Below are 26,433 nucleotides of genomic sequence, written 5' to 3' on the forward strand. Positions count from 1 at the left end.
GGGTATTAAATTTTATGACTTATTGTGATTCTAAACTGAAGATATTCACTTGTAACTCCAATCCGAAATTAGCGCATCAAATCGCCGATTATATTGGAATCCCGATGGGGGAATCGGAGACGACTAGCTTCAGTGACGGTGAGATTCAAGTCAAATTGTCGGAAAGCGTACGTGGCTGCCATGTATATATTGTGCAGTCTACTTGTGCGCCTGTTAATGACAATCTGATGGAGCTTCTCGTAATGGTGGATGCTTTGAAGCGTGCTTCAGCTAAGAGCATTAATGTAGTTATTCCGTATTATGGATATGCGCGTCAGGACCGTAAAGCGCGTTCACGCGATCCGATTACGGCCAAGCTGGTAGCTAATTTGATTGAGAAGGCAGGCGCACACCGCGTCATTACGATGGACCTGCATGCTATGCAGATTCAAGGCTTCTTCGATATTCCAGTGGACCATATGTTGGGCGTTCCGATCCTGGCCCAATATTTCCGCTCGAAGAATATTCAGAACCCGGTTGTCGTATCTCCTGACCACGGTGGTGTTGTTCGTGCCCGCAAGCTGGCCGACTTCCTGAACGCTCCGCTTGCGATTATCGACAAGCGTCGTCCGGAACCTAACGTAAGTGAAGTTATGAACATTATTGGGAATATTGAAGGAAAAACGGCGATCCTGGTCGATGATATTATCGATACGGCGGGTACGATCGTGCTTGGCGCTAATGCGCTTAAGGAAGGCGGCGTAGAGGAAGTGTATGCTTGTTGTACGCATCCGGTATTGTCCGGCCCAGCGATGGAGCGGTTGGAGAATTCTCCGCTCAAGGAAGTTATCGTGACGGATACGATTCCGATTACCCACCCGAATCCAACCAGCAAGCTGAAGGTATTGTCTGTTGCTCCTCTCATGGGCGAAGCTATTATTCGCGTGCATGAGGAGTTGTCGATTAGTAAGTTGTTTGAGATAGAATAGAGTCTCAACCCTCCCAAACCCTCCCTTACCATAAGGGAGGGCTCCAAAGGGCTTGCTGCCCTCTGGACTCCTGCAAAATGGACTAACGTTGGAGGTAAAGAGGTGCTCCTGCGACTGTCCCCCTTCCAGGGGGAGGCGCTAGGGGCTTTTGTTGCATGGATCGCTTTTCCCCCTTCGGGTACGTCTTACTTTGGGAGCGCCCGGGTTACCTGGAAACATGCTGGGGAGGTCTGCTGCTTTCGGCTCGCCTGGGTGTACGGAGGCGTAGGAGCCGCTTTCCACCCCTATGGGGTACGCTCTACTTTTGGCGGTTGTGAGGGGAGCGGAGAGTGGACTGTCGTGCTTTTTAACTGCAACTTAGCATGTAGGTGGCGCTGTTCCTGCGGAATGCGCTCAGGTTGGAGCGAGAAGAAAGAGGAGCATGTGGCACGTTTTAAGTTAGGTTGAGCAAGGAGGACGCTGTTCCTACGGAATGCGCTTAGGTTGGAGCAAGAAGAAAGAGGGCATGAGACACGTTTAAGTTTAGGTTGAGCAAGGAGTCGCTGTCCCTGCGGGATGCGCTATGGTCTGAGCAAAGATTAGAGTGTGAACTGGAAGAAGTTCAGCGGAGCAGGGTGAATGAGGAGTGTTAGGCGGGGAATTGTGCTACTTAGCGTGAAGGAGGGCGCTGTTCCTACGGAATGCGCTTAGGTTGGAGCAAGAAGAAAGAGGGCATGAGACACGTTTTAGTTAGGTTGAGCAAGGAGGACGCTGTTCCTACGGAATGCGCTCAGGGTGGAGCGAGAAGAAGGAGAGCATGCGACGTGCATTAGCTAGAATGAATAAGGAGTCGCTGTTCCTACGGAATACGCTTAGGCTAGGGCAAGGAAGGAAAGTCCGCTGTCCCTGCGGGATGCGCTAAGTGGAATCGAAGAAGGTAGCTGGGGATACCAGTGAAGAGAGTAAATGGAGGATTTACGAAGATGAAGTGGATTGTCGGCCTCGGTAATCCGGGGAGTGAATATGCGAAGACCCGACATAATATCGGGTTTATGGCGCTGGATGAGTTGGCGCGCAGGCACAATATCGCGATTAAGCAGAGTAAGTGTAAGGCGCTAGTTGGCGAAGGATTTATGCTGGGTAGCAAGGTTGCGCTGATTAAGCCGATGACGTATATGAATTTGTCGGGTGAGGCGGTTCGCGCTTTTATGGATTATTATAAGGTGTCGCTGGAGGATATGATCGTCGTGTATGACGATCTGGATACGGAGCTGGGGAGGAATCGGCTGCGCTATCAAGGTAGTGCCGGTGGGCATAATGGGATTAAGTCGATTATCCAGCATACGGGGACGCAGACGTTCAACCGGATTCGTATGGGGATTTCGAGGCCGGAGCCGGGGTATGCGGTAGTAGATTATGTTTTGTCCAAGTTCGCCAAGAAGGAGCAACCCCTGCTGCAGCAATCGATTGAGGCAGCTTGTGATGCGGTAGAGTTCAGTATGGATCATACTTTCGAGCAGACGATGGCCAAGTTTAATCAATAGTTTCAATCGTGGCATGGTTTTTGGATATGTTACTGTTTGAAGGATTTTTTGTGAGGTTGCAGGGATTTCGAGGGAAGTCGCTAATATGTTCTCTAGTGCAGCATCATGAATGTTGGATCGTCGTGCAAAACGAGCTTATCCGTAAAAAGCCTGCAATTATGCAGGTGTTTTGCGAATATTACGGCCTTAAATGGTAAATTCCTGCGATAATGCAGGTATTTTCCTCGCACTAGCTCGATTTCAGTGCAAAAAGGGAAAAAGCCTGCACTTTTGCAGGAATTTAGGTAAATCGGGTGACTTTGGGCCAAAAAGCCTGCATATTTGCATCTTTGAAGGCTCGGATAACTTGCATAGCTGGCATAACACGCATAACACGCATACGCATAATACGCATAACCTGCATAATATGCCATGCATAAGAGGTTACGGCGGCAGAGGAAACTCTCCTGGGAAAATATCCCCAAAGGATGTACTCGCCGCTCGCGAGTAACATGGAGTTCTATGGCGGGGAATGAGGCGCTGTTCCTTCAGAATGCACTTAGGTTAGGCAGGAGAAGGCAAGTGGCGGTGGATGTGGTTCCCCCGCATCGTTATACAAATGTGGTTGCTGGTGAACGGCTTGGAGGGATAGGGCTAAGCTGCAGCAATTCCGGGCATACTGAAGACATAATGATTCTTCAGGAGGCATATAGATGGCAATAAACTATGTATGTCGGCATTGCCGAACGTTTATTGGTAGAATAGAGGCACCCTATATATCCGAGACGCAGCTAGGTTTCCATTCCTTGACCCCCGATGAGCGGAGAGATATAATAGCGTATGATTCGAACGGTGAGACGACGGTTCGGGTGACCTGCGACTATTGCAGGGAAGCGCTTGAGAACAATCCGGAGCTAACCTTGCTCTCGAATCCGCTGCAATGATCATGGAGAATGAAGGATCCACTTTGAAAAGACGGGTATAGGGCCTTGGCAAGCGTGCTGAGGCTCCTTTTTGGTTCGATTTTCGGGCGCAGGGACTTAAGGCAGAACAGCTATAAGGACAGCCTGGCGGGAATGGCAACCAGATCGCAACGATCGTAACGATTACAACGGTTAAGTCATACGATTTTTATTAGAATAGTATCAATTAAGCAATAAGAGAGGTGCCTCATTTGTTAAAAGCACTCATACAGGCTTTTTCACAGGATTCTGACTTTGCTTCCATGGTAGCGGGAGTAGAATCAGGAATGAGAGAACAGCTTATTTCGGGTTTATCCGGCTCGGCCAGACAGGTCATGCTGGCGGCGCTATATAAGAAGGTTGACCGTCCGATGCTGGTGATCACCCATAACATGTTCTCGGCTCAGAAAATATATGAAGATTTACAGGAAGCGCTATCATCAGAAGAGGTGCTGTTGTATCCGGCCAATGAACTGGTCGCTGCAGAGTCAGCCATCTCCAGTCCAGAGACGCTGGCACAGCGAATCGAGGTACTGCTGCAATGCTCGCAACATTTCCGCGGCATTGTGGTGGTGCCTTATTCGGGCGTGCGCCGCTACCTGCCTACATCAGAGGTTATGGCGAATGCCAGCTTGTCTATCGAGTTAGGCGGGACGATCGAATTGGATTCTTTTCTGACCCAGATGGTCGAGCTAGGATACGAAAGAGTGGAGCGCGTCGAATCACGCGGGGAAATGAGCGTACGTGGCGGGATTTTGGATTTCTATCCATTGACCTCGGAGCTGGCTTACCGTGTGGAGTTGTTCGATGACGAGATCGATTCAATCCGTACCTTTGACCCGATGGACCAGCGCTCGGTAGATAAGATCAAGCAGGTGACGATTACTCCTTGCAAAGAGTTGATCGCTTCTGGCGAACGTATGACCCGAGCGGCCCAGGCGGCGGGGGAGCAGCTGGAGCACCAGCTTGAGAAGATGACCGATCGTCAGGCCAAGCATAAATTACAAGAGGAAGTATCGCGGGAAATCGAAATGCTGCGCGAGCAAGTGTATTTTCCGGAAATGTATAAGTACGTCTCGCTCCTCTACCCGGAGCATCAGACATTATATCAATACATGCCGGAGGATACGCTGCTTATTCTGGAGGAACCCGCACGTTTACTTGAGACGGCTAAGCAACTGGAGCGGGATGAGGCAGAATGGAACATGCATTTATTGCAAAATGGGAAGAGCCTGCCGGAGCTGCCGCTTGCAGTGGAATCCGACCATGTTCTGTATCACCGTCCGTTCCAGACGCTGCTATTGTCGCTATTCTTAAGACAGGTACCGCATACGCAGCCGCAGAATATTATTAACTTCGTGACCCGTTCCATGCAGGATTTCCATGGGCAAATGAATGTGTTGAAGTCCGAGATGGAACGCTGGAGGAAGAGCGGCGCCAACATCATGATGCTGGCCAGCAATGAAGAGCGCATCGAGAGAATGCGCAGAGTGCTGCTCGATTATGGCATCGATGAGCCGATGCTGCTTAAGGGAAACCTGCAAACTGGATTTGAACTCCCTTCGGTTCGTCTGGTTATCATCACAGAGGGAGAGATGTTCTCCAAAAAACAGCGCAAAGCTCGCAAATTCGGCAAGAGCATGGACAATGCGCAGCGGATCAAGAGCTATACCGAGCTGAAGGTCGGCGATTACGTCGTCCATCAGAATCACGGGATCGGGAAATATGTAGGCATCGGTACGCTTGAAGTTGGCGGCATCCATAAGGATTATATCCATATCCTGTATGCCGGTGGTGACAAGCTGTCGGTCCCGATTGAACAGATCGATCTCATTCAGAAATATGTGGCTTCCGAGGATAAGGAGCCTAAGATCTATAAGCTCGGCGGGAATGAATGGACCCGGGTCAAGAATAAGGTTCGTTCCTCGGTGCAAGATATCGCTGATGACCTTATCAAGCTGTATGCAGAGCGTCAGGCTTCACCGGGCTATGCTTTTGAGAAGGATACGCCGGAGCAGCAGGAATTCGAAGCGATGTTCCCGTACGACGAGACCCCGGACCAGCTTCGCGCGATCGAGGAAATCAAGAAGGATATGGAAATTTCACGGCCGATGGACCGTTTGCTATGCGGAGACGTAGGCTACGGGAAGACCGAGGTGGCTATTCGTGCTGCATTTAAATCGGCGATTGAAGGCAAGCAGGTAGCTGTTCTTGTCCCGACCACCATTCTGGCCCAGCAGCACTATGAGACCTTCCGTGAACGTTTTGCTGGCTATCCGATTAACATTCAGACCTTGAGCCGTTTTCGCAGCCGTAAGGAGCAGAATGAGACCATCAAGGGCGTTCGTCAGGGAACCGTGGATATTGTCATCGGTACCCATCGCTTGCTGTCGCAGGATCTTATTTTCAAGGATCTGGGCCTGTTGATTGTGGATGAAGAGCAGCGGTTTGGGGTTACCCATAAAGAGAAGCTGAAGAAGCTGAAGACCAATGTGGATGTATTGACGCTGACAGCGACGCCAATTCCGCGTACGCTGCATATGTCGATGCTCGGTGTCCGCGACTTGTCCGTCATCGAGACGCCGCCGGAGAATCGTTTTCCGGTGCAGACCTATGTGGTAGAGTACAGCCCTTCGCTCGTTCGGGAAGCCGTGGAGCGCGAAATTGCCCGCGGTGGACAGATTTATTACTTGTACAATCGGGTACAGGGCATTCAAGAGATGGCCGCGCAGATCTCCATGCTCGTACCGGAGGCGCGAGTGGCTATCGGCCATGGACAAATGTCTGAGCAGGAGCTGGAGAAGACGATCCTGGACTTCCTGGATGGAGAGTATGACGTTCTGGTCAGCACGAGCATTATTGAGACTGGGGTCGATATTCCGAATGTGAATACACTGATCGTACATGATGCCGATAAAATGGGGCTGTCCCAGCTGTATCAGCTGCGGGGCCGGGTGGGGCGTTCCAACCGGATCGCTTACGCTTATTTTACTTATCAACGGGATAAATCATTGACTGAGGTGGCGGAGAAACGCCTGCAATCCATTAAAGAGTTTACTGAACTCGGTTCAGGGTTTAAAATTGCTATGCGGGACCTTGCTATCCGTGGCGCGGGCAACCTGCTAGGCGCTGAGCAGCATGGCTTCATCGCGTCGGTCGGTTTTGATCTATATTCGCAAATGCTCGCTGAAGAGATCCAGAAGCGGAAGGTAACGATGCTTGGTGAGACCGATCCGATAGAGGCTTCCTGGAGCACGACGATCGATCTTGGCATCGATGCCTATTTACCGCCGGAATATATTTATGATAGTATGCAGAAGATTGAGATTTACAAAAAAACAGCTTCAGCGGCCTCGTTCGACGATGTGGCCGACCTAGAGGACGAGCTGCTCGATCGGTTCGGCGATTTGCCGGAGGCCGTTCAGAACTTGCTGTCTGTAGCCAGAGTGAAGCTGTATGGCAAGAAATATGGCATTGAATCCATCTCACTGCGTGGAGACGAAGTTACTCTTAAGTTCTATGAAGGCGTTGAGAAGGATCTGATCCCTGCGAAATTCGCGGAGGTTGGAAATCTGTTCGGAAGACGTGTACAATTTAACCAAGGATCTGGCGTACTGATCCGGATCAAAACCAAGGGAATGGACGACCAAGAATTGATGGGCTTGTTGGAGCAATTCCTGGGAGCCTTAAAGGACTCGTTCAAGACGAAAGGGGAACTACAAGATGTTTCGAAGTAAAGGGCGTTCTTGGAAGACGCTGCTGATTACCCTCGTGGTCGTGCTGGCTTTGTCCGTCATGGCGGGATGCGGTAAGAAAACGGATAACAATGTCGTTGCAACCTATGCCGGCGGAGAAATTACGCAAAAAGAGTTCGACGACGAACAGCGCATGGTTCTTGCACTGCAGCCGATGATGGCGCAATTCGCAGAAATGGATGACTTCCGGGAATACTTGGTTAAGCAAGCGATCACTTATGAATATCTGGAGAGCAAAGCTGACGACAAGATGAAGGAAGAAGGCAAGAAGAAGGCTGATGCTCAGTATACGGCTATGAAGGAAGCCAACGGTGAAGATGCTGTCAAGCAGATGCTGGATGCTCAGAAAATTACCGAAAAAGAATTCCAGAGCTACATGACCCGTATTTATACGGTAATGGAGACGCAATTAAAGGGAATTACGGAAGATGATGTGAAGAAGGAATTCGAAGCATCTAAGGAAGATTATATTATCGCTTCCGTTCGTCATATTCTGATTGGCTTCAAGGATAAGGAAGGTAAGGAAGTAAGCAAGGAAGACGCGCTGAAAACAGCCAAAGAGGTCAAGGCTAAGTTGGACAAGGGTGAGGATTTTGCTGCGTTAGTGAAGCAATATTCTACGGATGGTCAACAGAACATTGATAATGGCGGCTTGTATGCAGACGCCCATGTCAATCAGTGGGTTCCTCAGTTTAAAGAGGCAGCGATGACGCTTCCTTTAAATAAAATCAGCGATCCGGTGGAGACGGATTACGGATATCATATTATCCGCGTAGAATCCAGAACCGAGAAGACCTTAGATAAACTGACGGATGAAGAGAAGGACGCACTGAAGATGTCCATTGCTTCTCAAAAGTTGGACGAGTTCATGTCCGGCGACTTGGAGAAGAACATCATCAAGAATATTACTTTACCTAAGATAGAGAAGAAAAAATTAGAGACCGATCCAGGGTCTGAAAATTCAGAAAAAGCCGGTAATGATGGAGCTGCTAATCAATCAGGGAATTCTGGTAATTCCAGCAACTCGGATCAGAAGGGAAGCAACGATACCTCTGGCGCTGAAGGTGGAAGCAATAGCAGTAAATAATCGCTACCCGTAAACGGGTCAAGGGATTATCTGCTATTTTGGGGACTTGACTTTAGCGGCGTGAATTTATTTTTGCGCTGCTTTCTTGTCTCTGGTAACGGTCTGCAGGTACTTACCGACAAGGTAAAATACGATGCATAAGGATTTGGGAAGGGATGAATACTATGGTCAGAATCACAAGGAGCCGTTCAATCCCTCTAATCCCGTACAAATACATCCGAAGATTAAACAGATATTCAACAGTAGTTCAAAACTTCTTAAGAAAGCGGGGCAACATGTGATATGAAAGCTACTGGAATTGTACGTCGTATTGATGATTTAGGTCGGGTGGTAATCCCTAAGGAGATCCGCCGCACTTTACGGATTCGTGAAGGAGATCCGTTGGAAATTTTTGTGGACCGTGATGGTGAGGTAATTCTGAAGAAATATTCGCCGATCGGCGAGTTGGGCGATTTCGCTAGGGAATATGCGGAATCATTGTATGAGAGCACAGGTCATATTACACTGATCTCGGATCGGGATACGCTGATCGCTGTAGCTGGGGCTTCCAAGAAGGAATATTTGGACAAACAGATCAGTGCTATGTTGGAGAGCAGCATGGAGGGACGCAAGGCAATGATCGAGACGACTACGGGGACTTATGAGATCAATAAGGATCATCCAGAGACGATTTCTTCCTTCGTTATTGCACCGATTATTTCTAGCGGTGACCCAATCGGTACTGTGATTTTGATGAATAAGGACGATTCCGTGAAGATGTCTGAGATGGAATCGAAGATGGCAGAGACAGCAGCGGGTTTCCTTGGCAAACAGATGGAACAATAATTGACGAATGAAGCTTCACGCGTACACTCCAGGTCTGAAGGGCGGCTTTGACTGCCCGGTCTCGGAGTGTATTTTTTTGCGTTTTTCTTGGCTTGACTTGGCTATATTCCCTTGAAAAGTGGTAGCAGCCGCCGGTTTCGTTTTATAATGGACGTGATTTGCGAAATATTGGCGAAAAGTAGGTTAATTATGAAATCAGGAGACAACCATGTATCGTCTCAATTGCTTAAGGGGGCGGCGGTACTAAGCCTGGCAGCGATTATAACCAAGCTGTTGGGGACGCTTCAGAAGATTCCATTGCAAAATATAGGTGGAGACGGCGTATTCGGCATTTACAATACCGTCTATCCCTTCTATACGATCCTGTTGACACTGGCTACCGCCGGATTTCCGACGGCCGTCTCAAAATTTGTCGCCGAGCGCCATGCGAGGGGCGATGAGCGCGGCAAACGAGCGGTGCTGTGGCTGGCGACCTTCATGATGATTGCGCTGGGGTTGGTCGGCAGTGCTCTGATGTATTTTGGCGCTCCTCAACTGGCGGCGATGATCGGCAGCAGCCAACTGGTACCGGCCTTGCGTAGTTCGGCTCCGGCCCTGCTATTCATCCCACTTAGCGCCGCGCTGCGCGGCTATTTCCAGGGGCTGCAGAATATGATCCCGACGGCGGTGTCACAGGTAACGGAGCAAGCGATCAGAGTAGCGGTCATGATTGTATTTCTGCTGTACTTAAGCAGTGCAGGAGCGACCGAGTCTGTGATCGCTGGCGGCGCGCTCTCCGGCTCGGCCTTCGGCGGAGCTGCCGGCCTGTTGGTGATGCTGCTCTATTGGGCGGGATATCGAAGACAGCGGAGGACTAGTGCTGAACAGAGCATTGATGTTAATCAAGTTCGAAGTATCGCTGTCGGTAGTGGCAGCAATGAAGCTCATCCTGGGCTGTCCTCAGGATCAGCATCCGTTGCAGGGGAGCGGGGCAGAGCGCTGCTCTCCTCCTTGCTTCGTTACGCGATACCGATTTGTCTGGCTTCCCTGGCTGTACCGCTGATCAGTCTGGTCGATACATTTACCCTGCCCAGACTGTTATCCAGCCATGGAGATGAGCTTGCCATTATGTCGGCTGTCGGTGTTTACAATCGCGGTATCCCTCTTGTACAATTGGTGACTATGCTGGCGTCATCATTGTCCGTGCTATTCATTCCTGTGCTGGCCGAGATGAACATCCGTGGGGATACAGCAGGAATTCAAAGGCAGCTGACCTTGGCCCTGCGCTGGTTCTGGCTGATCGGGCTGGCTTCCTCGGCCGGGCTGGCTCTGCTGGCCGAGCCGATTAACGTGATGCTGTATCAGGATGCGGCAGGCAGCGGCACCATGGCCTGGATCGCCTGGACGGCAGCGCCGAGCGCGCTCGTAACCGTGACAGCAGCATTGCTGCAGGGGCTCGGCTACGTCCGTGCCCCGGCGTTCCACCTGCTGCTGGCCGCAGCGCTCAAGACGGCGCTGAACGCGGCCCTTGTGCCGCAGCTGGGCATTACCGGCGCTGCCATCGCCGGTATCATCGCCTACGCTGTCGCTGCGGCTCTCAACCTCGCGCTGCTGCTCAGGCGCACGGGGCTACGCCCCGATGCACAAGCAGCGCTGCTGCGGCCGGCCGGCGCCATCCTAGCGCTGGCGGCGGCCGTGCTCTTGCTGCGCCTCGCTGCCGCCCCGCTGCCGCAGAGCCGCCTTATAGCGGCTCTGGTCAGCCTGCTGGGCGTGCTGCTCGGCGCAGCCGTGTTCGCCGTCGCGGTCCTGCGAACACGCCTCTTGACCGCGGCGGAGGTGGCCGCCCTGCCGCGTCTCGGCCCGAAGCTGCTGAAGCTGCTTCGGAAGCTGCGGCTGATCCGCCCGGAGTAAGCGGCGGATTATTCACAAATAATTCGGCGATGTTCTCAATTTCGTAATTGGACAAAACTAGTGGTATAGTATTATCATGCGATTTGGACTTTCTTTTTTTGACAACCGTGTTGAGTGCAGGCGGCAGGGCGCTTGGCTCAAGCAAAGAGGTTAGATCGTAGCGATCGTAATTATGAATCGGACAGGAGAGTGACTCATACATGAGCGCAAGCATAACGGTAATCGGACTTGGGTCCGGCGATCCCGAGCAGCTGACCTTGGGCAGCTTCAGAAGGCTTAAGGAAGCGCAGCAGCGGTATGTTCGTACGAAGGACCATCCCGTTGTGGGATGGCTGGAGGAGACGGGGATTCCGTTCACATCCTTCGATGCTGTGTATGAGGCGAAGGAGGACTTCCCCTCCGTTTACGCGGAGATTGCAGACCGTCTGATCGCCGAAGCTAAGTCGATGTCAGCGGGGCAGATCATATATGCTGTTCCCGGTCATCCGATGGTGGCGGAATTAACGGTCAAGCTGCTGCGGGAGCGCTGTCCTGCTGAACAGATTACGATCGAAGTCATCGGCGGAGAGAGCTTCCTGGATGAGGCATTCGTGCGTCTCGGTTTTGACCCGATTGAAGGGTTTCAACTGCTCGATGCTTCGGATGTGAATGCAGAGTTGATCCATCCGCAGTTGCATACGCTGATCGGACAAGTATATGATGAATTCACGGCTTCTGATGTCAAGCTCAGCCTGATGGAGATCTATCCAGATGATTATGAGATTACCGTCGGACATGCCTTGGGAGTAGAAGGCCGTGAGCAAATCGTTACCGTACCGCTCTACGAGCTGGATCGGATCAGCGGGTTTGGCAATTTATCTCTGGTCTATGTTCCGGCTAATTCGGATGAATCCCTGCGGATTCGTACCTTTGGCCGATTGCATGAGATCGTGGAGATCCTTCGCAGTCCGGGAGGCTGTCCTTGGGATCGCGAGCAGACGCATCAATCCATTCGAAAGAATCTGATCGAGGAAACCTATGAAGTGCTTGAGACCATCGATGACGATGACCCGGATCATATGCGTGAGGAGCTAGGTGATTTGCTGCTGCAGATCATGCTGCACTCACAGATGGAGGAAGAACTGGGAACTTTCTCGGTTTACGATGTGATTCAAGAGCTGAATGAGAAGCTGATCTACCGCCATCCGCATGTATTCGGAGAATTAAGCGCCGAGGATGCCGAAGCTGCGCTGCAGAATTGGGATGCGATGAAAGCGGAGGAGAAGCGGCGTAAAGGCATCGAACCGGAGAGACTATCCGCATTAAGCGGTGTTCCACGGGACTTGCCAGCGTTAATGAAGGCGTATAAGCTGCAGAAGAAGGCGGCCAAGGTCGGCTTCGACTGGGAGCATATCGACTCCGTCTGGGACAAGCTCGAAGAGGAGATCACCGAGCTGCGCGAGGCCGTCAAGACAGGACAGCCGGCAGAGCAGACGCAGGAACTGGGCGATGTATTGTTCTCTGTCGTCAATGCAGCCCGTTTTATCAAGGCGGACCCGGAGGAAGCATTATCACAGACGATCTCCAAATTTATCCGTCGCTTCGGCTATGTAGAGGAACGGCTTCATGAAGCCGGGAAAACTCCAGGCACCAGCTCCCTCACCGAAATGGACCGATTATGGGAGGAAGCCAAGAAGAAGGAACGGAGATAATTAGGGGAATTGCCTAAAATGCGGGTAATTTTGCGAATTAAACAAAAAAATTCTAAGTTCCGGGCAGGATTTTTTAATTAAAGAAAGAATACTCATACAAAGATATCCTTGCTGTAAGCCGGAGCCTACTCCGAATTGCCGCAATATCATTTATTTCTTTATCTATTGGGAGGCATTATTAATGAACAAAACTGACTTGATCAACAACATTTCCAGCAAGAGTGGCTTGACTAAAAAAGACGTTGAATCCGTATTGAACGGATTTCTTGGTGAAATCACCGAGGCTCTTGCAAGTGGAGACAAGGTGCAATTGATTGGCTTCGGTACCTTCGAAACTCGCAAACGTTCCGGTCGTACTGGCCGCAACCCGCAAACGGGTAAGACGATCGAGATTCCTGCATCTACAGTACCTGCATTTAAAGCCGGCAACAAACTTAAAGAAGCTGTAAAATAATGCGTCTCGACAAATTCCTTAAGGTGTCACGGTTGATTAAACGGCGTACCGTTGCGAAGGATGTCTCCGATCAAGGAAGAGTTCTGATCAACGGCCGTGAATCGAAGCCAAGCACTGCGGTGAAGGTAGGCGACGAAATTACGGTGCAATTCGGCCAGAAGCTGGTCACCGTAAGAGTCGAACGATTGGCCGAGACCACCCGCAAAGAAGAAGCGGCTACCATGTATACCTTGGTGAAGGAAGAACCGATCGCAAAAGAAAATTTATTTGAATAATCAATAGTGAATACTGTTGATTCGGCGGTGCCCTTGGGCACCGCTTTTTATTTCTCCCCAAGTTCTAAACCGTATACTTCCTCCATAAGCTATCTGTAAGAAGGAGGGGTACATGCCATGGTAGAACAAGGAAAAGGGAAGCGTCAGGAGTTGCATCTATTTCACAGAAAGCTGCTTGAAATATCAGGGGTGCAGAATGTAGAGAGCTTTGATAGTGAGGAATTTCTACTGCAGACCGAACTGGGGCATTTGACGATCCGCGGTCAGAATTTACATATCAAAAATCTGAATCTCGAACAGGGGCTTGTCAGTATCGAGGGCCTGGTAAATTCCCTGTCTTATTTGGAGCCCGGCTCCCACTCATCCAACAAAGGATTTATTGGTAAGCTGTTCCGATGAATCTGCATACACAGTGGATTACCCTTCTATGGATGCTGGCCTGCGGAATGATTATGGGAATTGTCTTCGACAGCTATCGCGTGGTCTCCAGGCAATTCCGCTTTCCGCGCTGGATTGTACATGCCCTTGACCTGCTCTATTGGTGTGCCTCAGCACTGTTCGTCTTCCGAACTTTATATCATACCAATCAGGGAGAAATCAGATTCTATGTTTTTCTAGGACTTTTTATAGGCGTTTGGATTCATTTTTTGTTTCTGAGTGTTATAACCGAACGTTTTGTGGTAATGTTAATAATAGTAATAAAGCGATTTTATAGGATATTAGTCTGGATTGTCCAGGTCATGATAGTGGCCCCATTAAGGTGGCTGTTCAAGGGAATCTGGATATTACTGGGCTTCATATGGGTTGTACTGCTGTTCCTGGGTCGAATCACCTTGCTGCCTTTCTGGAAGCTATTCTTATGGGCGACCAGGCCGCTGCGCAGGCGACTTCGCATTTCGGACAGGCTGACCGCTGTACGGAACTGGATGGTGTCTTTATGGAGACGCTGGTTTCATAGAGAATGAGAGAATAAGAGATTGGAGGGCGCTCGGTTGAATAAAGTATCCAAAGGTAGACAAACTCAGAGTAAGACTTCCGGAACGGTCGGAGCGCGCCGCCGGTTAAGGCTCTGGATGATGTTCATGGTCGTCTTCATGATTTGGGCCGGCCACACTTTTATTTCTCAATCCGGTGAGATCGGGCGTAAATCCGAGCAGCTCGCGGAGCGTGAGGCTACCAAGGAGGCTGCGGAGAAGAGCTTGAATCAATTGAATTATGAATTAGATCGTCTGAAGGATCCTGAATATATCGGTCAGATCGCAATGAAGAAGTATGGACTGTATAAACCTGGTGAGATTCCGGTGCGGATTTCGGATTCCGGCTCGGAGAATGATTGAGATCTAGAGACATCCGTCTGTTGACCTTGTTTCACTCATTCGGTATAATCAAATCACCGCAGTCATGATTTCGAGGCCTGGCTGTATATTTTTAAGGGAGGATCATTTTATTTTATGGCAATAGAAGTGGGCACCAAGTTAGAGGGTAAAGTGACAGGCATCACGCATTTCGGAGCATTTGTGGATCTGTCAGGAGGTGTCACGGGTCTCGTTCACATCTCGGAGATCGCCGACAATTATGTGAAGGACGTCAACGATCACCTGAAGATTGGCGATATGGTTACTGTGAAGGTAATTAATGTCGATAAGGACGGTAAGATCGGACTTTCCATTAAGCAAGCCGTCGATAAGCCGGTGGAGTCTAGCAGACCGCCTCGTGCACCAAGAAACGATCGCCCAAGTGGCGGCAGAGACGGAGACCGACCAGGTGGCGGATTTAATCGGGATCGAGGGGGACGCTCTTTTCCTAACAAGTCTTTTCCTAGCAAGACTTCTTTTGAAGATAAGATGTCGCGTTTCCTCAAGGATAGTGAAGAGCGAATATCTTCGTTGAAGAAGAATACGGAAGGCAAACGCGGAGGACGCGGAGCCAAGCGAATGTAACTTCACAAATATGAAATCCACCGTAGGCATGAATTATGCCTACGGTTTTTTGTGTTTCGCGGATTCTATTTTTGTCGTCTGTCCTCTTTAGCCGACAGGTTATTACGCAATAAAACGATATGCAGCAGATAAATCAGTGATGCAGCGCGTTAAAATATGGACGAGCGATGCGAACATAGGCACGTATCAGGGGGACGCAGGCTTAGGTGGGCTTGTATTCGTGATGATTCGTGTAGCCCTCTCAATTTGTCGGAAATTTCTTTGGGTCATGCTCCGGCATATGACAAACTTTCCAGATTATCCTACTTATAATGGGACATACCTAACAAATTGGATAAGGTGGTGCCAGTTAATGGAGAAGTGGAATGTCATTACGTTTCCCGGTTTGAAGAGAATGAGAGGACGGGCCAAGGCGAAGGAGAGAGGCATATGGATGAATGCCCCGTTTCTGGAGCGGGCAGCTCAGAGCTTTACGGTGAATAAATGGAATTTTCTTTTTCTGGTGATGGCATTTTTACTAGGGAGAGCTACAATTTTGGACGAGCTATCCCCATTCGCTGTCGCTTTCTTCGCGGTGATGATGTTCATGCGTCGCGAGAGTGCGATGTCCGCCGGATTTCTGATGGTGCTCGGAGCCCTTTTATCGCCTGTCCAGCATGGCGTATGGATCGCTGCGGAGTTGCTTATTTTTTACCTGATTCATAAAGGATTGGAAGCCTTCGAGCGAGCGGACATCTCCTACGCTCCGTTAATTGTATTCTTCAGTACCTTCTTCGTAGGCTTGTTCCAGGCGGTCGTCGGGCCCTCATTGACCTGGTACGCGATGATGATGATTGTGGCGGACTCCGTCCTCAGCTTCGTGTTGACGCTGGTCTTCATTCAGTCCGTGCCGATCTTCTCGCTTCGGAGAAAAGGAAAGCATCTGAAGAATGAGGAGATCTTGTGCTTGGTCATTCTGCTGGCCTCGATGATGACGGGAGCAGTCGGGTGGGAGATTTCCGGTCTGTCGATTGAGCATATCATGTCCAGATATTTGATCCTGTTATTCGCTCTGGTTGGCGGTGCCTCCTTAGGGGCTTCGGTGGGCGTAATTACGGGCCTGATCCTAAGCCTGGCCAATATGACAGCGCTCTATCAGATGAGTCTGTTAGCCTTCGCGGGCATGCTGGCAGGCATGCTGCGGGAGGGGCGCAAATGGGCTGTAGCTCTGGGCATGCTGCTGGGCTCATCCATCCTATCGATATATTTAACAGGACCAGCCGAGGTTATGTCCTCGACATGGGAGAGCTGTGTAGCGATCTTCTTCTTCTTGATTACCCCCAAGAGCGTAGTCAGCGTGATCGCCAAATACGTGCCTGGTACCCAGGATCATATTAAATCACAGCATGAGTATGCCAAGCGGGTCAGGGAGGTTACTGCCGGACGAGTGGCCCAGTTCTCCCAAGTGTTCAAGCAGCTATCGCGTAGCTTCGGGCAGATGGCTAGCAGTGGCGAGATGTCCAAGCAGAGTGAAGAGGTCGGCCATTTCATGAATGCGATCACGGAAGAGGCTTGTTCGAATTGCTCGCGCCGCAAGCTATGCTGGGATGGTAACTTCTATCAGACCTATAAATTGATGACAGAGATGATGACGGCCGTAGAGGAGAACCCGGAGGTAACGAAGCGGGATCTACCTCCGAAATGGAATAAACTCTGCCTCAAGAGTGATCAGGTCCTCGAACTGATGAAGCAGGAGTACAACCTCTATCAGAATGATATGCACTGGAAGCGGCAAATATACGACAGCAGACAACTTGTCGCGGAACAACTCTCGGGCGTCTCGCAGGTGATGGAGGATCTGGCCCGGGAAATCCAGCGCGAGGGACAAGCTATGTATAAGCAAGAGGAGCAAATCAGGGATGCGCTCGACAAGATGGGTTTGTCCATTCAGAACATCGATATTATCAGTCTGGATCATGGCAATGTGGAGATTGAAATTGTCCATGCTTATACCCGCGGCTTTGACGAGTGCCGAAAGATTATAGCCCCCTTGTTATCGGATATTGTGGACGAGCATATTACGGTCGTCAGGGAGAATATGCCGACAGGCAAGGATGGATTGGCCACGGTGACCTTCGGCTCGGCCAAGACTTTTGAGGTCACAACGGGAGTCGCCGCAGCGGCTAAGGGCGGTGATTTACTGTCAGGCGACAGCTTCAGTGCGATGGAGCTGGGAAATGGCACGTATGCCGTGGCGATCAGTGACGGAATGGGCAATGGAGAGCGGGCGCGGCTGGAGAGCGACACGGCGCTTGGGATTCTTGAGCAATTGCTGCAATCGGGGATGGATGAGAAGCTGGCGGTGAAATCGGTCAATTCGATTCTGATGCTTCGTTCTCCGGATGAAGTTTACGCCACGGTCGATATGGCTCTGATCGATGAGTTCTCGGCCCAGACCACCTTTCTGAAGATCGGCTCTTCACCGAGCTTTATCAAGCGGGGGGGTGAGGTTATCCCGATTACGGCCAGCAATCTGCCGATCGGCATTATTCAGGACATCGAGATCGACCTTGTGACCGTGCAGCTGCATCCTGGGGACATTCTGATTATGATGACGGATGGAGTGTATGATGCTCCGGGCTATGCGGTTAATAAGGAGCTATGGATTAAACGGGTGATCTCGGAGGTTTATTCGGATGAGCCCCAGGAAATTGCAGATTGTCTGCTCGAATCGGTGATCCGCTATCAGAAGAATGTGATTCATGATGATATGACCGTAGTAGTAGCCAGAATTGATCATCTGCTGCCTCAGTGGTCAACGCTGCATATACCGGGAATATCCCGGCTGGAGCGGCCGCGTACGGTGAGCTGAAAATGTACAAAGCAGATTATATAAAGAGAAAATAGGTCTTAAGTAGCGAATCTCTAGGTGGTATTATTCAAATAATGTACACAATTCTGGAATTAAATATCATGGAAATGTTTTGAAATTCATAGTAAGATTATGATTGTCGTTTTGTCGAAATTTAGCAGGTGGGTCCACTAAACCTAATTAAATAATTTTTTGGCAAAGCTATCGAAAGGTAGTGACGCAAAGCTATAGGGACTAATTCTTCTTTTGGGGGATATGTCAGCCAGTTGCTCTTAAATAAGGTAACCTATAGTTTGCTATGCGGTTATCTTTTTTTTTGCCCAATTTTTAGTGGATGGCCATCGTGAAGGGAGATTACGGAAAAATAGATTACTGATCGGAAGTACAAACGATTCCAACTCACTATTGGGATGAAAAGGAGACTGAAAATGAAGATTTCTGGTTTTATGAACCGTTTAAGTATTGTCACTAAGAATATGATGTTAACGAGTCTATCTGTTCTAATGACAGGTGTAATCTTGATTACAGCCAGCTACTATATTCAAGGCGCTGTTCTGACGAATCAATTGGAAGAGAACTCCCAGCGGGTTATGGAAGCCTGGAAGGATAAAATTAGTCCAGAGGATGCCAAGGCAGCGATGACGGATACCGATCGAAACTCGGAGCTACAGAAGAAACTGACGAAGTTGTTCGATGAATTATCGTCAACTCATCCTGAGGTGGCCCAGGGCTATATTTTTGGCGCGAAGGTAGAGAATAACAGTACACAGATGATCGCTTTCTCGACGGATATCCTGGATATGTTCGAGGGGGAGAACCTGTTCCTGGGTGATATGCTGGGGCAGCCCGCTTACCATGTGAAGGGCGTCGAAGAAATGCTGAAGACGAAGCAGATTACGTTCACGAAGCCTTATAAAGATGATTATGGAATTTGGTTGACAGTGCTTTATCCTGTTCAGGATAAGAGCGGCCAGGTTTTCTCATACATAGGCATGGATTTCGATGCTAGCCTGATATTGACCGGCCAGAGGGATTTGCTGAGATACACGGTACTCTCGCTTATCGTGATTCTGATCGTTATTTTGTCGTTCCAATTTTTCACGACCCGGAGAACCTTTGCACCGGTGAAGGATCTAATGGAGGGTTTGGATAAGTTATCCAAGAACGATTTCAGCGTACGGCTTAAGACGGATGAGAGTGAGCTTGGTCAGGTCAATGCGATCTTTAATAAGATGGCTCAGAATATGAATGATCTGGTGTCGACGATTAAGACAGTTTCAATCCAATCGGCGGATCAATCGAAGATATTATTCGATACGCTGGAGGAGAATCATCAGACATCAGCGGCTATCGGCGCCAATATCGAGGAGATCTCGGAGAAGGCATCCCGTCAGAGCAAGGCGATCGCTGAGAGTGTTACTTCATTGGAGGAGATTAATTCAGGCGTGGGCACGATTGCTAACAGCACCGCGGCTTTGTCGGATGTCTCCATGCAAATGAAGGATCGGTCGGAGGTCGGGCGAGATAATATCGGAGGCGTTATTGAACAAATGGACGCGATCCAACAGTCGGTGCAGCAATCCGTGGTATCGATTGAACAATTGCAGAAGCGCTCTGGACAAATCGAAGAGATCGTTCGGGTGATTACACAGATTGCAGAGCAGACCCATCTGTTGTCATTGAACGCCAGCATTGAGGCAGCCCGGGCCGGTGAAGAGGGCCGTGGATTCGCTGTTGTAGCAAATCAAGTGAAGAAGCTGGCTGAAGAATCCGCCAAGTCAGCGGATCAAATCGCCGATCTTGTCCATTTCATACAGAAGGAAACCCTGACAGCTGTTGCTGCTATCAGTGAAGGGGATCGCAATGTTACGGAAGGTATCCAAATTGTGCAGAAGACAGGAGAACTCTTCGGTACAATTCTGGACGCGAACGACGCGTTCACGAGCCAGATCCAGGAAGTATCTGCTGCGACTGAGGAAATGGTGGCAGAGACTGAACAGATCACCGTGACGATTAAGCAAATTGCCGAATATGCCGAACGAAATGCAGTTATTTCTGGGCAAATCCGCGAGAGTGCCTCGGAACAGCGTGCTTCTGCAGATAACATTATGAATACCGCTGAGCATTTGAATGAAATCTCCGGGAGCTTGGAGAAATTGGTTAAGGGCCTGACCCTGTAATATGGTGTTTTATTTAGATAAATAGAGAGAGAATTAAGGAGTGATCAGTTGTGAGCACCATACTGATGGATCAGAAAACCCGGGAATATTGGCTTAGAGAGCTACAGCCGCCATTATCCGGTTTTCATATTCATACGGACTACCCTAATCTGACGATAGCTAGTGAGCTTAGAAGAATAACCTGTGCGCTGGACATGGACCCATCACAACTGGAACGAATCGCCGGGAGTGGCGACATTCAGACCTGGCTGCTAGCCTGTTACTACGTATTCCTGTATCGAATGAGTGGAGAGCAGGATCAAATCGTCGGGGTGAAGGGACCGGGCGGCAGATTGCTGCCCTTGCGCCTACATCTTGAAGCGGAGATGTCCTTCAGCCATCTGCTATCGACTATAGCGGAGCGGCTCAATCCGTTATATGCAGCTAGTCTGCCTATCAAGGAGATAGAGGAGCTTATCTCGCAGTCCCCTGTGGTGCAGACGATATATGGCCAGGATGATACTTATGAATCAAGCCGTCTTAATTGGTATGTGCATAGTGAGAAGCAGCAGTGGGTGGTGGAGATCGCCTACGCGGGCCAGCTATTCAAGGAGAGCACGATTCGTAAGTTCGTCAGCCATTTTCAATGTATTGGAACGGCAGTATTGGCGGATCCGGATATGGCTGTGGGTGACATCTCTATCATGACGGATGAGGATCGATCAGCCTATGAGACGCTTAATAATACGAGCAGACAGTGGGGCGTAGACTTAACGATTACGTCCATGCTCAAGGGAGCGGTTGAGAGATTTTCTGACCGGATGGCGCTATCGTCGGCAGAGTGGAGCCTGACGTATGAGCAGCTAGACCGTCTGTCCAATCAGGTTGCCCACGCCTTGACCGACCAGGGGCTGGATAAGGGCAACTTCGTAGCGATATATATGGAGCGCAGCATGGAGGCTGTCGTCAGCATGCTTGGTGTCTTGAAGGCCGGTGGAACTTACATTCCGCTTGATCCAGAGCATCCGGATGACCGGAATCAGTACATCATCGAGGATACCCGCTCGCGGATCGTCCTGACCAAGGGAGCTTATATCACCAAGCTGCAGCCGCTTGTGGCTGATAGAGCAGAAGAGGTAAAGCTGCTTTGCTTCGATCTGGAGCAATTTTCTGCCTATTCGGCCCAGCCTTGCCAGGTGTCCATCGAGCCGGATGATGTGGCCTATACGATCTATACTTCCGGGACGACGGGAAGACCGAAGGGCGTGCTGATTCGCCATGTCGGTGTTGTGAATCTGTCGATGTCGACGATAGATCAACTGCAATTTTCAGAGAAAGATGTCATTCTCCAGTATTCTACCTTTAGCTTCGATGCATCGGTATTCGATATATTCAGCGCACTATGCTGCGGGGCGAGACTGCATTTATTGTCCAATGATCAGCGTTATTCGGTCGATAGCTTCACAGCAGCTATACAGGACACCGGAGCGACCCGGATCGGAATTCTGCCGACCGTCTTCTTCAATCAATTGTCCACTTATCTTACCGAGGAAGAGGCCCTGAAGTATCAAGTGATCAAGAGCTTCGTTATAGGTGGAGAGGCGCTTCCTGGAGAGTCGGTGCGTAATCTACAGAGGAAGCTGCGGCATCAGCCGTTCATCGTCAATGCATATGGGCCGACAGAGGTAACAGTTGTTACAACGACCCATATGATCAAGGAGCCGATCCCTGAAGATCTGACCACGGTCAGCATCGGTCGGCCGATTGCCAATTATGAGGTGCTGATCGTCAATGAGCAGGACCAGCTCTGTCCACTAAATGTGATGGGTGAGCTGTTGATCCATTCCGTCGGACTGGCTAAGGGTTATTTAAATCTGCCTGACAAGACGGAGGAGGCCTTTATTGTTGATCCGTTGAATCCGGCTTCCGGCAAGAGATTCTATCGCTCTGGCGATCTGGTCCGGCTGCTGCAAGACGGCGGTATTGAGTATATGGGCAGAAAGGATCTGCAGGTGAAGATCCGGGGATACCGGATTGAGATCGGAGAGATTGAGGAGAATCTGGCCAAGCATGAACTGGTCAAGGACGTCGCGGTTATCGCCAAAGAGGATGAGAGCGGGGAGAAGGTACTGCTCGGCTTCTATACTTCGAAATCTGGCATAGAGATCAGCAAGCAGGAGCTGGCATCTTTCCTGAAGACTAAGGTTCCGGCATATATGGTTCCGGGACATTTCATCATGCTGAATTCGATGCCTTTATCGCCGACAGGGAAGATCGACCGTAAACGGTTAGGAACCTATGATATTCCTGCGATAGTGGAGGAAGATTCCGAATATGTGGCGCCAAATACAGAGCTGGAGCGGGAAATCGCTGCGGCCTGGGAGAGATCGCTTCACCGCAGTCGTGTCGGTCTGCATGATAATTTCTTCGAAATTGGCGGGCATTCCTTGAAGATATTAGAGACGCTGGTGCTGCTGAAGCCGAGCTTTCCAAAGCTGAAAATCAATGATTTCTTCCTCTATCCAACGGTTCATTCTATGGCTGGACGTGTAGTAGAACTGGAGAATGAAACTGTAGAGGAGGATGCCTTTGCAGGTGTGGAAGAGATCCGGGATTTGGCAGAATATCCTCGTATGTTCGGCGGGGCGAATCTAAGGACTGCGGCTGCCCAGCATCATATTCTATTGACCGGGGCTACCGGATATTTGGGTTCCTCACTGCTCTATCAATTGCTTCAGACCTCGGAGGCGACGATATATTGTCTAGTACGGGCAAAAGAGGGCGAAGACCCCTATCATCGTCTCGCGGAAGTTATGCAGGGCTACTACGGGCCGGAGATTGTCCGTGAAATGGAGGCACGGGTTGTTGTCGTCTGCGGCGATTTGCAGCAGCCCGACCTGGGCTTGAGTGCGCAGGATGCAACACTGCTTAGACAGCAGCTTGACTCCATTATCCATTGTGGAGCCGAGGTGAAGCACTTTGGCGCGGCGGATTATTTTGCTAAGGTGAACGTTGAGAGCACGGACCGTCTGCTTGATCTGGCGCGCGGGAAGCAGGTGCGTTTCCATTACGTATCCACGCTGGGGATTCCTGAGGATCTGGCCTTCCTGGGACGGTGGGAGCCGTTTATCGAAGGATGTGGCTATGATGCGGTTGCTACCGAGAATGTATATACGAACAGTAAGCTCGAAGCGGAGAAGCTGGTGATTCAGGCCTGTGAGGAAGAGGGAGTGGCTGTCTCGGTATATCGGGTAGGTAATCTGTCCTGTTACTCCACTACGGGCGTATTCCAGAAGAACATCGACAATAATGCGTTCTATCGGATGCTGAAGGCGATGCTGCTGCTTGGCAAGGCGCCGAGCGTGCACTGGGAGGTAGACTTCACCCCTGTGGACTATGCAGGCGCGTCTATATCGGCCTTGGCTCTGCAGGAGAAGAGTGTCGGCAGACTGTTCCATATCTGCAATCCGGCGCAAATCGCTTATACCGCGATGGTCGATATTCTCCGTGAGTACGGCTACTCTATCGATCTGCTGGAATGGCCTGCCTATGAGGCGTGGCTGCTCGATCCGAACGAGCCGAAGGATCAGGCTGGCATGGAGCTGGCGATGGCGCAGCTGGAGGGAGATGGAGCGAAGAACTCGATCTACCGCTTCGCCTGCCCTCAGACGAATGAATTCCTGGCGGATACGAATGTCACCTGTCATGTTCCCGACGGCGAATTTTTCAGACGCATGATAGATTATGCGGTGCGCATCGGCTATTTCCCTGCTCCTCAAGCACAGTAATTCAGTTTCAATTAAAAAAGGGCGTGCCCCGAAGTCACCCAGACTTTGTGGGCAACCCCTTTTTGTTATTTAGCGGCTGCACGAATTCCAAAACTGCAAATCTGCAGGCTTTATCGCCCGAACTCACCTGTTCTTGGTAAATTCCTGTAAATCTGCAGGCTTTTCTGCTGTTTTCTGCGAAATCAGGTCCGAGTTGGGGAAATACCTGCATTATCGCAGGAATTTGCCATTATGGGTCGCTGTAGTTGCGAAATTCCTGCAAAAATGCAGGTTTGAAGAGTCGGACTTTTAACGAAACAAGGTATCGCTATTTGCGCCCCAAAGGGGCTTTGCAATTTCTAACGAAACTGGGGGAGTGCTATCTGTGCAAATCAGGGGTCTAAATTGCGATTTTCCCTCGAATAACGATATGGTGTTTCCTTAGATTTTATTTATTACTGTTTTTGGGCAAATAGCGCTCTGGAGTTTCGTTAGAGGATGAATTGCAATCCGGAAGTGTCTATGTACTGTCTTTGAACGGCCAATAGTTCTACTTGACTAGTTTGAATCCTATCAATCATGGAAATGATAGAGATAAGAGAGTTGCAGTAACTATTGGAGGCGAGAATAGCGATGAAGCAAATTATGTTGATTACGGATGGTTGTTCCAATGTTGGCGAGAGTCCGGTGATGGCGGCTGCATTGGCTCGGCAGGAAGGAATCACTGTTAATGTGGTAGGTATTGTCGATTACGGAGCGATCGGTGAGCTCGGCAGCATTGAAATCGAGGAGATCGCCAGAGCAGGTGGGGGGATGAGCCGACTGACAGGCACGGAGAAGCTGGCGCAGACGATGCAGATGCTGACCCGCAAGACTGTGGTCCAGACGATCCAGCAGGCGGTCAACAAGGAGCTGAAGCATATTCTAGGAGAATCCTCGGTCGAGGTGCTGCCGCCGGAACAGCGTGCTGAGGTCGTCGAGGTCATTGACGAGCTTAGCGAGAATAGTCCGCTGCAGGTCGCTCTGCTCATCGACGCCAGCGCCAGTATGAAGCCGAAGCTGGCTGCGGTGGAGGAGGCGATCCGCGATATGATGCTGAGCCTGGGGGCGAGGCAGGGCAGCAGTCAATTAGCGGTCTTCCATTTCCCGGGTGCGCATAGCGGGGAGGAAGCGGTACTCGATCTCGGTTGGACCAGTAATCTGGACTCTGCCCGCTCTATTTTCCAACGTCTTACGATGAGAGGGGCGACTCCGACCGGCCCCGCGCTCTTGAAGGTGATTGAATTCTTCCGTTATGGTAAACTGAATGGACATAGAGGAATTCATGGTACGGATGAGAAAGGTGAAGGAGAAGCGATGCTTGGTGACTACGTCGTCTAATTTGACCCTGCCGCCAGGGACGATTGTAACCGGCCGTTGGAAGGGTGAACGCTATTTGATACAGCGTCTGCTTGGACAGGGGGCTAACGGGGTTGTCTATTTGGTGAAGCAGATGAAGAGCGCAAGGCTATATGCTCTCAAGATGGGGTTTGATACCCTCGATCTGCAATCTGAAATCAACGTCCTCAAGGCGTTACAGCGAAAAAGGCGAAAGAACGGTTCTACAGGCAAAAGGGATCTCTCATATCTGGTAGAGGTGGATGATTACTCTCATCAGGGCAAGGAGATTCCTTTCTATGTTATGCGCTATGTGAAGGGTGAGCCGTTACGCTCCTTCTTGACACAGCAGGGCAGCAGATGGCTGAATGTCGCCGGGTATTCGCTGCTGCAGCAGCTGGAAGGGCTGCATGATCTGGGGTTTACCTTCGGGGATTTGAAGCCGGAGAACGTCCTGGTCTCGCCCTATGGCGAGGTGGAATTGATCGATTACGGCGGAGTCAGCGAGAATGGCCGGAGCGTGCGGCAATTTACAGAGTGGTATGATCGCGGCTACTGGGGCGCAGGAGGACGGACAGCGGAGCCGTCCTATGATTTATTCTCGTTCGCCGTTGTATGCATCCATTTACTGGCGGAGCCTTTGCTTAAGGAGGCTGCTATCAATCTGCCGCAGACCCGCAGCAAGAGCGATCTGCTGACGATCGTACGGAGAGAGTCCGCCCTGCAGCCTTATCGCAAATGGCTCGAACGGGCGCTGGAGGGGAAATTCCGTAGTACAGCGGAAGCGCGCCAGTTATGGAGGGAACAGGTCCAGAAGCAAGTTCTACAGCGTAAGTCCAAATCACCGACTCCGACGTGGATGATGGGGGCTTTTACGCTATCTGTGCTTTTACTTCTCTGCGCCTTATTTTTCACATTCTGGAATTAGCA

The 26,433-nt window shown here is 50.3% G+C and carries 19 protein-coding genes, 1 pseudogene and 1 riboswitch; all 20 genes and pseudogenes read left to right on the forward strand.

The genetic code is table 11. From position 1 onward, the window contains the following. Positions 1-14 precede the first annotated feature (14 nt). The 20 genes and pseudogenes from BFJ94_RS19400 (at position 15) to BFJ94_RS19500 (ending at position 26,431) form a co-directional block, all read left to right on the forward strand. Complete coding sequence (locus BFJ94_RS19400; protein WP_068778567.1) at positions 15-968, forward strand: ribose-phosphate diphosphokinase; 954 nt, start codon at positions 15-17, stop codon at positions 966-968. 962 nt (positions 969-1,930) lie between these two features. Further along, a complete protein-coding gene (pth, locus tag BFJ94_RS19410) occupies positions 1,931-2,491 on the forward strand; it encodes an aminoacyl-tRNA hydrolase (RefSeq protein ID WP_120464129.1) in 561 nt (186 codons plus the stop codon). A gap of 692 nt (positions 2,492-3,183) precedes the next feature. Then, the gene (gene fin / locus BFJ94_RS19420) at positions 3,184-3,414 is read left to right on the forward strand and encodes an anti-sigma-F factor Fin (RefSeq protein ID WP_120464131.1); all 231 of its coding nucleotides are present in this window, start codon (positions 3,184-3,186) and stop codon (positions 3,412-3,414) included. A gap of 230 nt (positions 3,415-3,644) precedes the next feature. Continuing rightward, entirely contained in the window at positions 3,645-7,169 is a 3,525-nt protein-coding gene (gene mfd, locus BFJ94_RS19425) for a transcription-repair coupling factor (protein WP_120464132.1), read from the forward strand. Further along, positions 7,156-8,274 carry a peptidylprolyl isomerase gene (locus tag BFJ94_RS19430; RefSeq protein ID WP_120464133.1) on the forward strand — a complete coding sequence of 373 codons (1,119 nt, stop codon included), beginning with the start codon at positions 7,156-7,158 and terminating at the stop codon, positions 8,272-8,274. Before mfd ends, BFJ94_RS19430 begins: the two co-directional genes overlap by 14 nt. Positions 8,275-8,556: 282 nt before the next feature. Beyond that, a complete protein-coding gene (gene spoVT / locus BFJ94_RS19435; RefSeq protein WP_120464134.1) occupies positions 8,557-9,099 on the forward strand; it encodes a stage V sporulation protein T in 543 nt (180 codons plus the stop codon). A 189-nt stretch (positions 9,100-9,288) separates the two neighbouring features. Next, the gene (locus BFJ94_RS19440; RefSeq protein ID WP_120464135.1) at positions 9,289-10,989 is read left to right on the forward strand and encodes a putative polysaccharide biosynthesis protein; all 1,701 of its coding nucleotides are present in this window, start codon (positions 9,289-9,291) and stop codon (positions 10,987-10,989) included. Positions 10,990-11,189: 200 nt separating this feature from the next. Further along, complete coding sequence (gene yabN / locus BFJ94_RS19445; RefSeq protein WP_120464136.1) at positions 11,190-12,680, forward strand: bifunctional methyltransferase/pyrophosphohydrolase YabN; 1,491 nt, start codon at positions 11,190-11,192, stop codon at positions 12,678-12,680. Positions 12,681-12,861: 181 nt separating this feature from the next. Beyond that, entirely contained in the window at positions 12,862-13,134 is a 273-nt protein-coding gene (gene hbs, locus BFJ94_RS19450) for a non-specific DNA-binding protein Hbs (RefSeq protein WP_120464137.1), read from the forward strand. Continuing rightward, entirely contained in the window at positions 13,134-13,409 is a 276-nt protein-coding gene (locus tag BFJ94_RS19455) for an RNA-binding S4 domain-containing protein (RefSeq protein ID WP_120464138.1), read from the forward strand. Before hbs ends, BFJ94_RS19455 begins: the two co-directional genes overlap by 1 nt. Before the next feature lie 117 nt (positions 13,410-13,526). Next, entirely contained in the window at positions 13,527-13,808 is a 282-nt protein-coding gene (gene yabP / locus BFJ94_RS19460; RefSeq protein ID WP_120464139.1) for a sporulation protein YabP, read from the forward strand. Continuing rightward, positions 13,805-14,056 (forward strand): annotated as a pseudogene (gene yabQ, locus BFJ94_RS25930) (spore cortex biosynthesis protein YabQ); the annotation flags it as partial. The gene yabP and the pseudogene yabQ, both read left to right, overlap by 4 nt. Before the next feature lie 113 nt (positions 14,057-14,169). Continuing rightward, a complete protein-coding gene (locus tag BFJ94_RS25935; protein ID WP_229717136.1) occupies positions 14,170-14,367 on the forward strand; it encodes a hypothetical protein in 198 nt (65 codons plus the stop codon). 34 nt (positions 14,368-14,401) lie between these two features. Then, positions 14,402-14,746 (forward strand): FtsB family cell division protein, encoded by a 345-nt coding sequence (locus BFJ94_RS19470; protein WP_229717133.1) that lies wholly within the window; start codon positions 14,402-14,404, stop codon positions 14,744-14,746. Between the two features lie 114 nt (positions 14,747-14,860). After that, entirely contained in the window at positions 14,861-15,349 is a 489-nt protein-coding gene (locus tag BFJ94_RS19475; protein WP_120464141.1) for a S1 domain-containing RNA-binding protein, read from the forward strand. 352 nt (positions 15,350-15,701) lie between these two features. Beyond that, on the forward strand, positions 15,702-18,200 hold the full coding sequence (gene spoIIE / locus BFJ94_RS19480) for a stage II sporulation protein E (RefSeq protein ID WP_120464142.1): 2,499 nt from the start codon (positions 15,702-15,704) through the stop codon (positions 18,198-18,200). 184 nt (positions 18,201-18,384) lie between these two features. Beyond that, positions 18,385-18,474: riboswitch (cyclic di-GMP riboswitch) on the forward strand. Positions 18,475-18,628: 154 nt separating this feature from the next. Next, complete coding sequence (locus BFJ94_RS19485; RefSeq protein ID WP_240431918.1) at positions 18,629-20,380, forward strand: methyl-accepting chemotaxis protein; 1,752 nt, start codon at positions 18,629-18,631, stop codon at positions 20,378-20,380. 50 nt (positions 20,381-20,430) lie between these two features. After that, positions 20,431-24,147 (forward strand): non-ribosomal peptide synthetase family protein, encoded by a 3,717-nt coding sequence (locus tag BFJ94_RS19490; RefSeq protein WP_120464144.1) that lies wholly within the window; start codon positions 20,431-20,433, stop codon positions 24,145-24,147. A gap of 612 nt (positions 24,148-24,759) precedes the next feature. Beyond that, positions 24,760-25,506 carry a vWA domain-containing protein gene (locus BFJ94_RS19495; RefSeq protein ID WP_120464145.1) on the forward strand — a complete coding sequence of 249 codons (747 nt, stop codon included), beginning with the start codon at positions 24,760-24,762 and terminating at the stop codon, positions 25,504-25,506. Continuing rightward, positions 25,490-26,431, forward strand: a complete 942-nt coding sequence (locus BFJ94_RS19500) for a serine/threonine protein kinase (RefSeq protein WP_120465323.1) — start codon at positions 25,490-25,492, stop codon at positions 26,429-26,431. Before BFJ94_RS19495 ends, BFJ94_RS19500 begins: the two co-directional genes overlap by 17 nt. Positions 26,432-26,433: the final 2 nt, after the last annotated feature.

The sequence above is a fragment of the Paenibacillus aceti genome (genome assembly GCF_003614185.1).
Classification (GTDB): Bacteria; Bacillota; Bacilli; order Paenibacillales; family Paenibacillaceae; genus Fontibacillus; species Fontibacillus aceti.

What these genes read in the sequence shown, in the direction of transcription:
- fin (WP_120464131.1), top strand. Translation starts at nt 3,184, where the DNA reads ATGGCAATAAACTATGTATGTCGGCATTGCCGAACGTTTATTGGTAGA.
- yabN (WP_120464136.1), top strand. Translation starts at nt 11,190, where the DNA reads ATGAGCGCAAGCATAACGGTAATCGGACTTGGGTCCGGCGATCCCGAG.
- yabP (WP_120464139.1), top strand. Translation starts at nt 13,527, where the DNA reads ATGGTAGAACAAGGAAAAGGGAAGCGTCAGGAGTTGCATCTATTTCAC.
- pth (WP_120464129.1), top strand. Translation starts at nt 1,931, where the DNA reads ATGAAGTGGATTGTCGGCCTCGGTAATCCGGGGAGTGAATATGCGAAG.
- hbs (WP_120464137.1), top strand. Translation starts at nt 12,862, where the DNA reads ATGAACAAAACTGACTTGATCAACAACATTTCCAGCAAGAGTGGCTTG.
- spoVT (WP_120464134.1), top strand. Translation starts at nt 8,557, where the DNA reads ATGAAAGCTACTGGAATTGTACGTCGTATTGATGATTTAGGTCGGGTG.
- BFJ94_RS19495 (WP_120464145.1), top strand. Translation starts at nt 24,760, where the DNA reads ATGAAGCAAATTATGTTGATTACGGATGGTTGTTCCAATGTTGGCGAG.
- BFJ94_RS19400 (WP_068778567.1), top strand. Translation starts at nt 15, where the DNA reads ATGACTTATTGTGATTCTAAACTGAAGATATTCACTTGTAACTCCAAT.
- BFJ94_RS19485 (WP_240431918.1), top strand. Translation starts at nt 18,629, where the DNA reads ATGAAGATTTCTGGTTTTATGAACCGTTTAAGTATTGTCACTAAGAAT.
- BFJ94_RS19430 (WP_120464133.1), top strand. Translation starts at nt 7,156, where the DNA reads ATGTTTCGAAGTAAAGGGCGTTCTTGGAAGACGCTGCTGATTACCCTC.
- spoIIE (WP_120464142.1), top strand. Translation starts at nt 15,702, where the DNA reads ATGGAGAAGTGGAATGTCATTACGTTTCCCGGTTTGAAGAGAATGAGA.
- BFJ94_RS19455 (WP_120464138.1), top strand. Translation starts at nt 13,134, where the DNA reads ATGCGTCTCGACAAATTCCTTAAGGTGTCACGGTTGATTAAACGGCGT.
- BFJ94_RS19475 (WP_120464141.1), top strand. Translation starts at nt 14,861, where the DNA reads ATGGCAATAGAAGTGGGCACCAAGTTAGAGGGTAAAGTGACAGGCATC.
- BFJ94_RS19440 (WP_120464135.1), top strand. Translation starts at nt 9,289, where the DNA reads ATGAAATCAGGAGACAACCATGTATCGTCTCAATTGCTTAAGGGGGCG.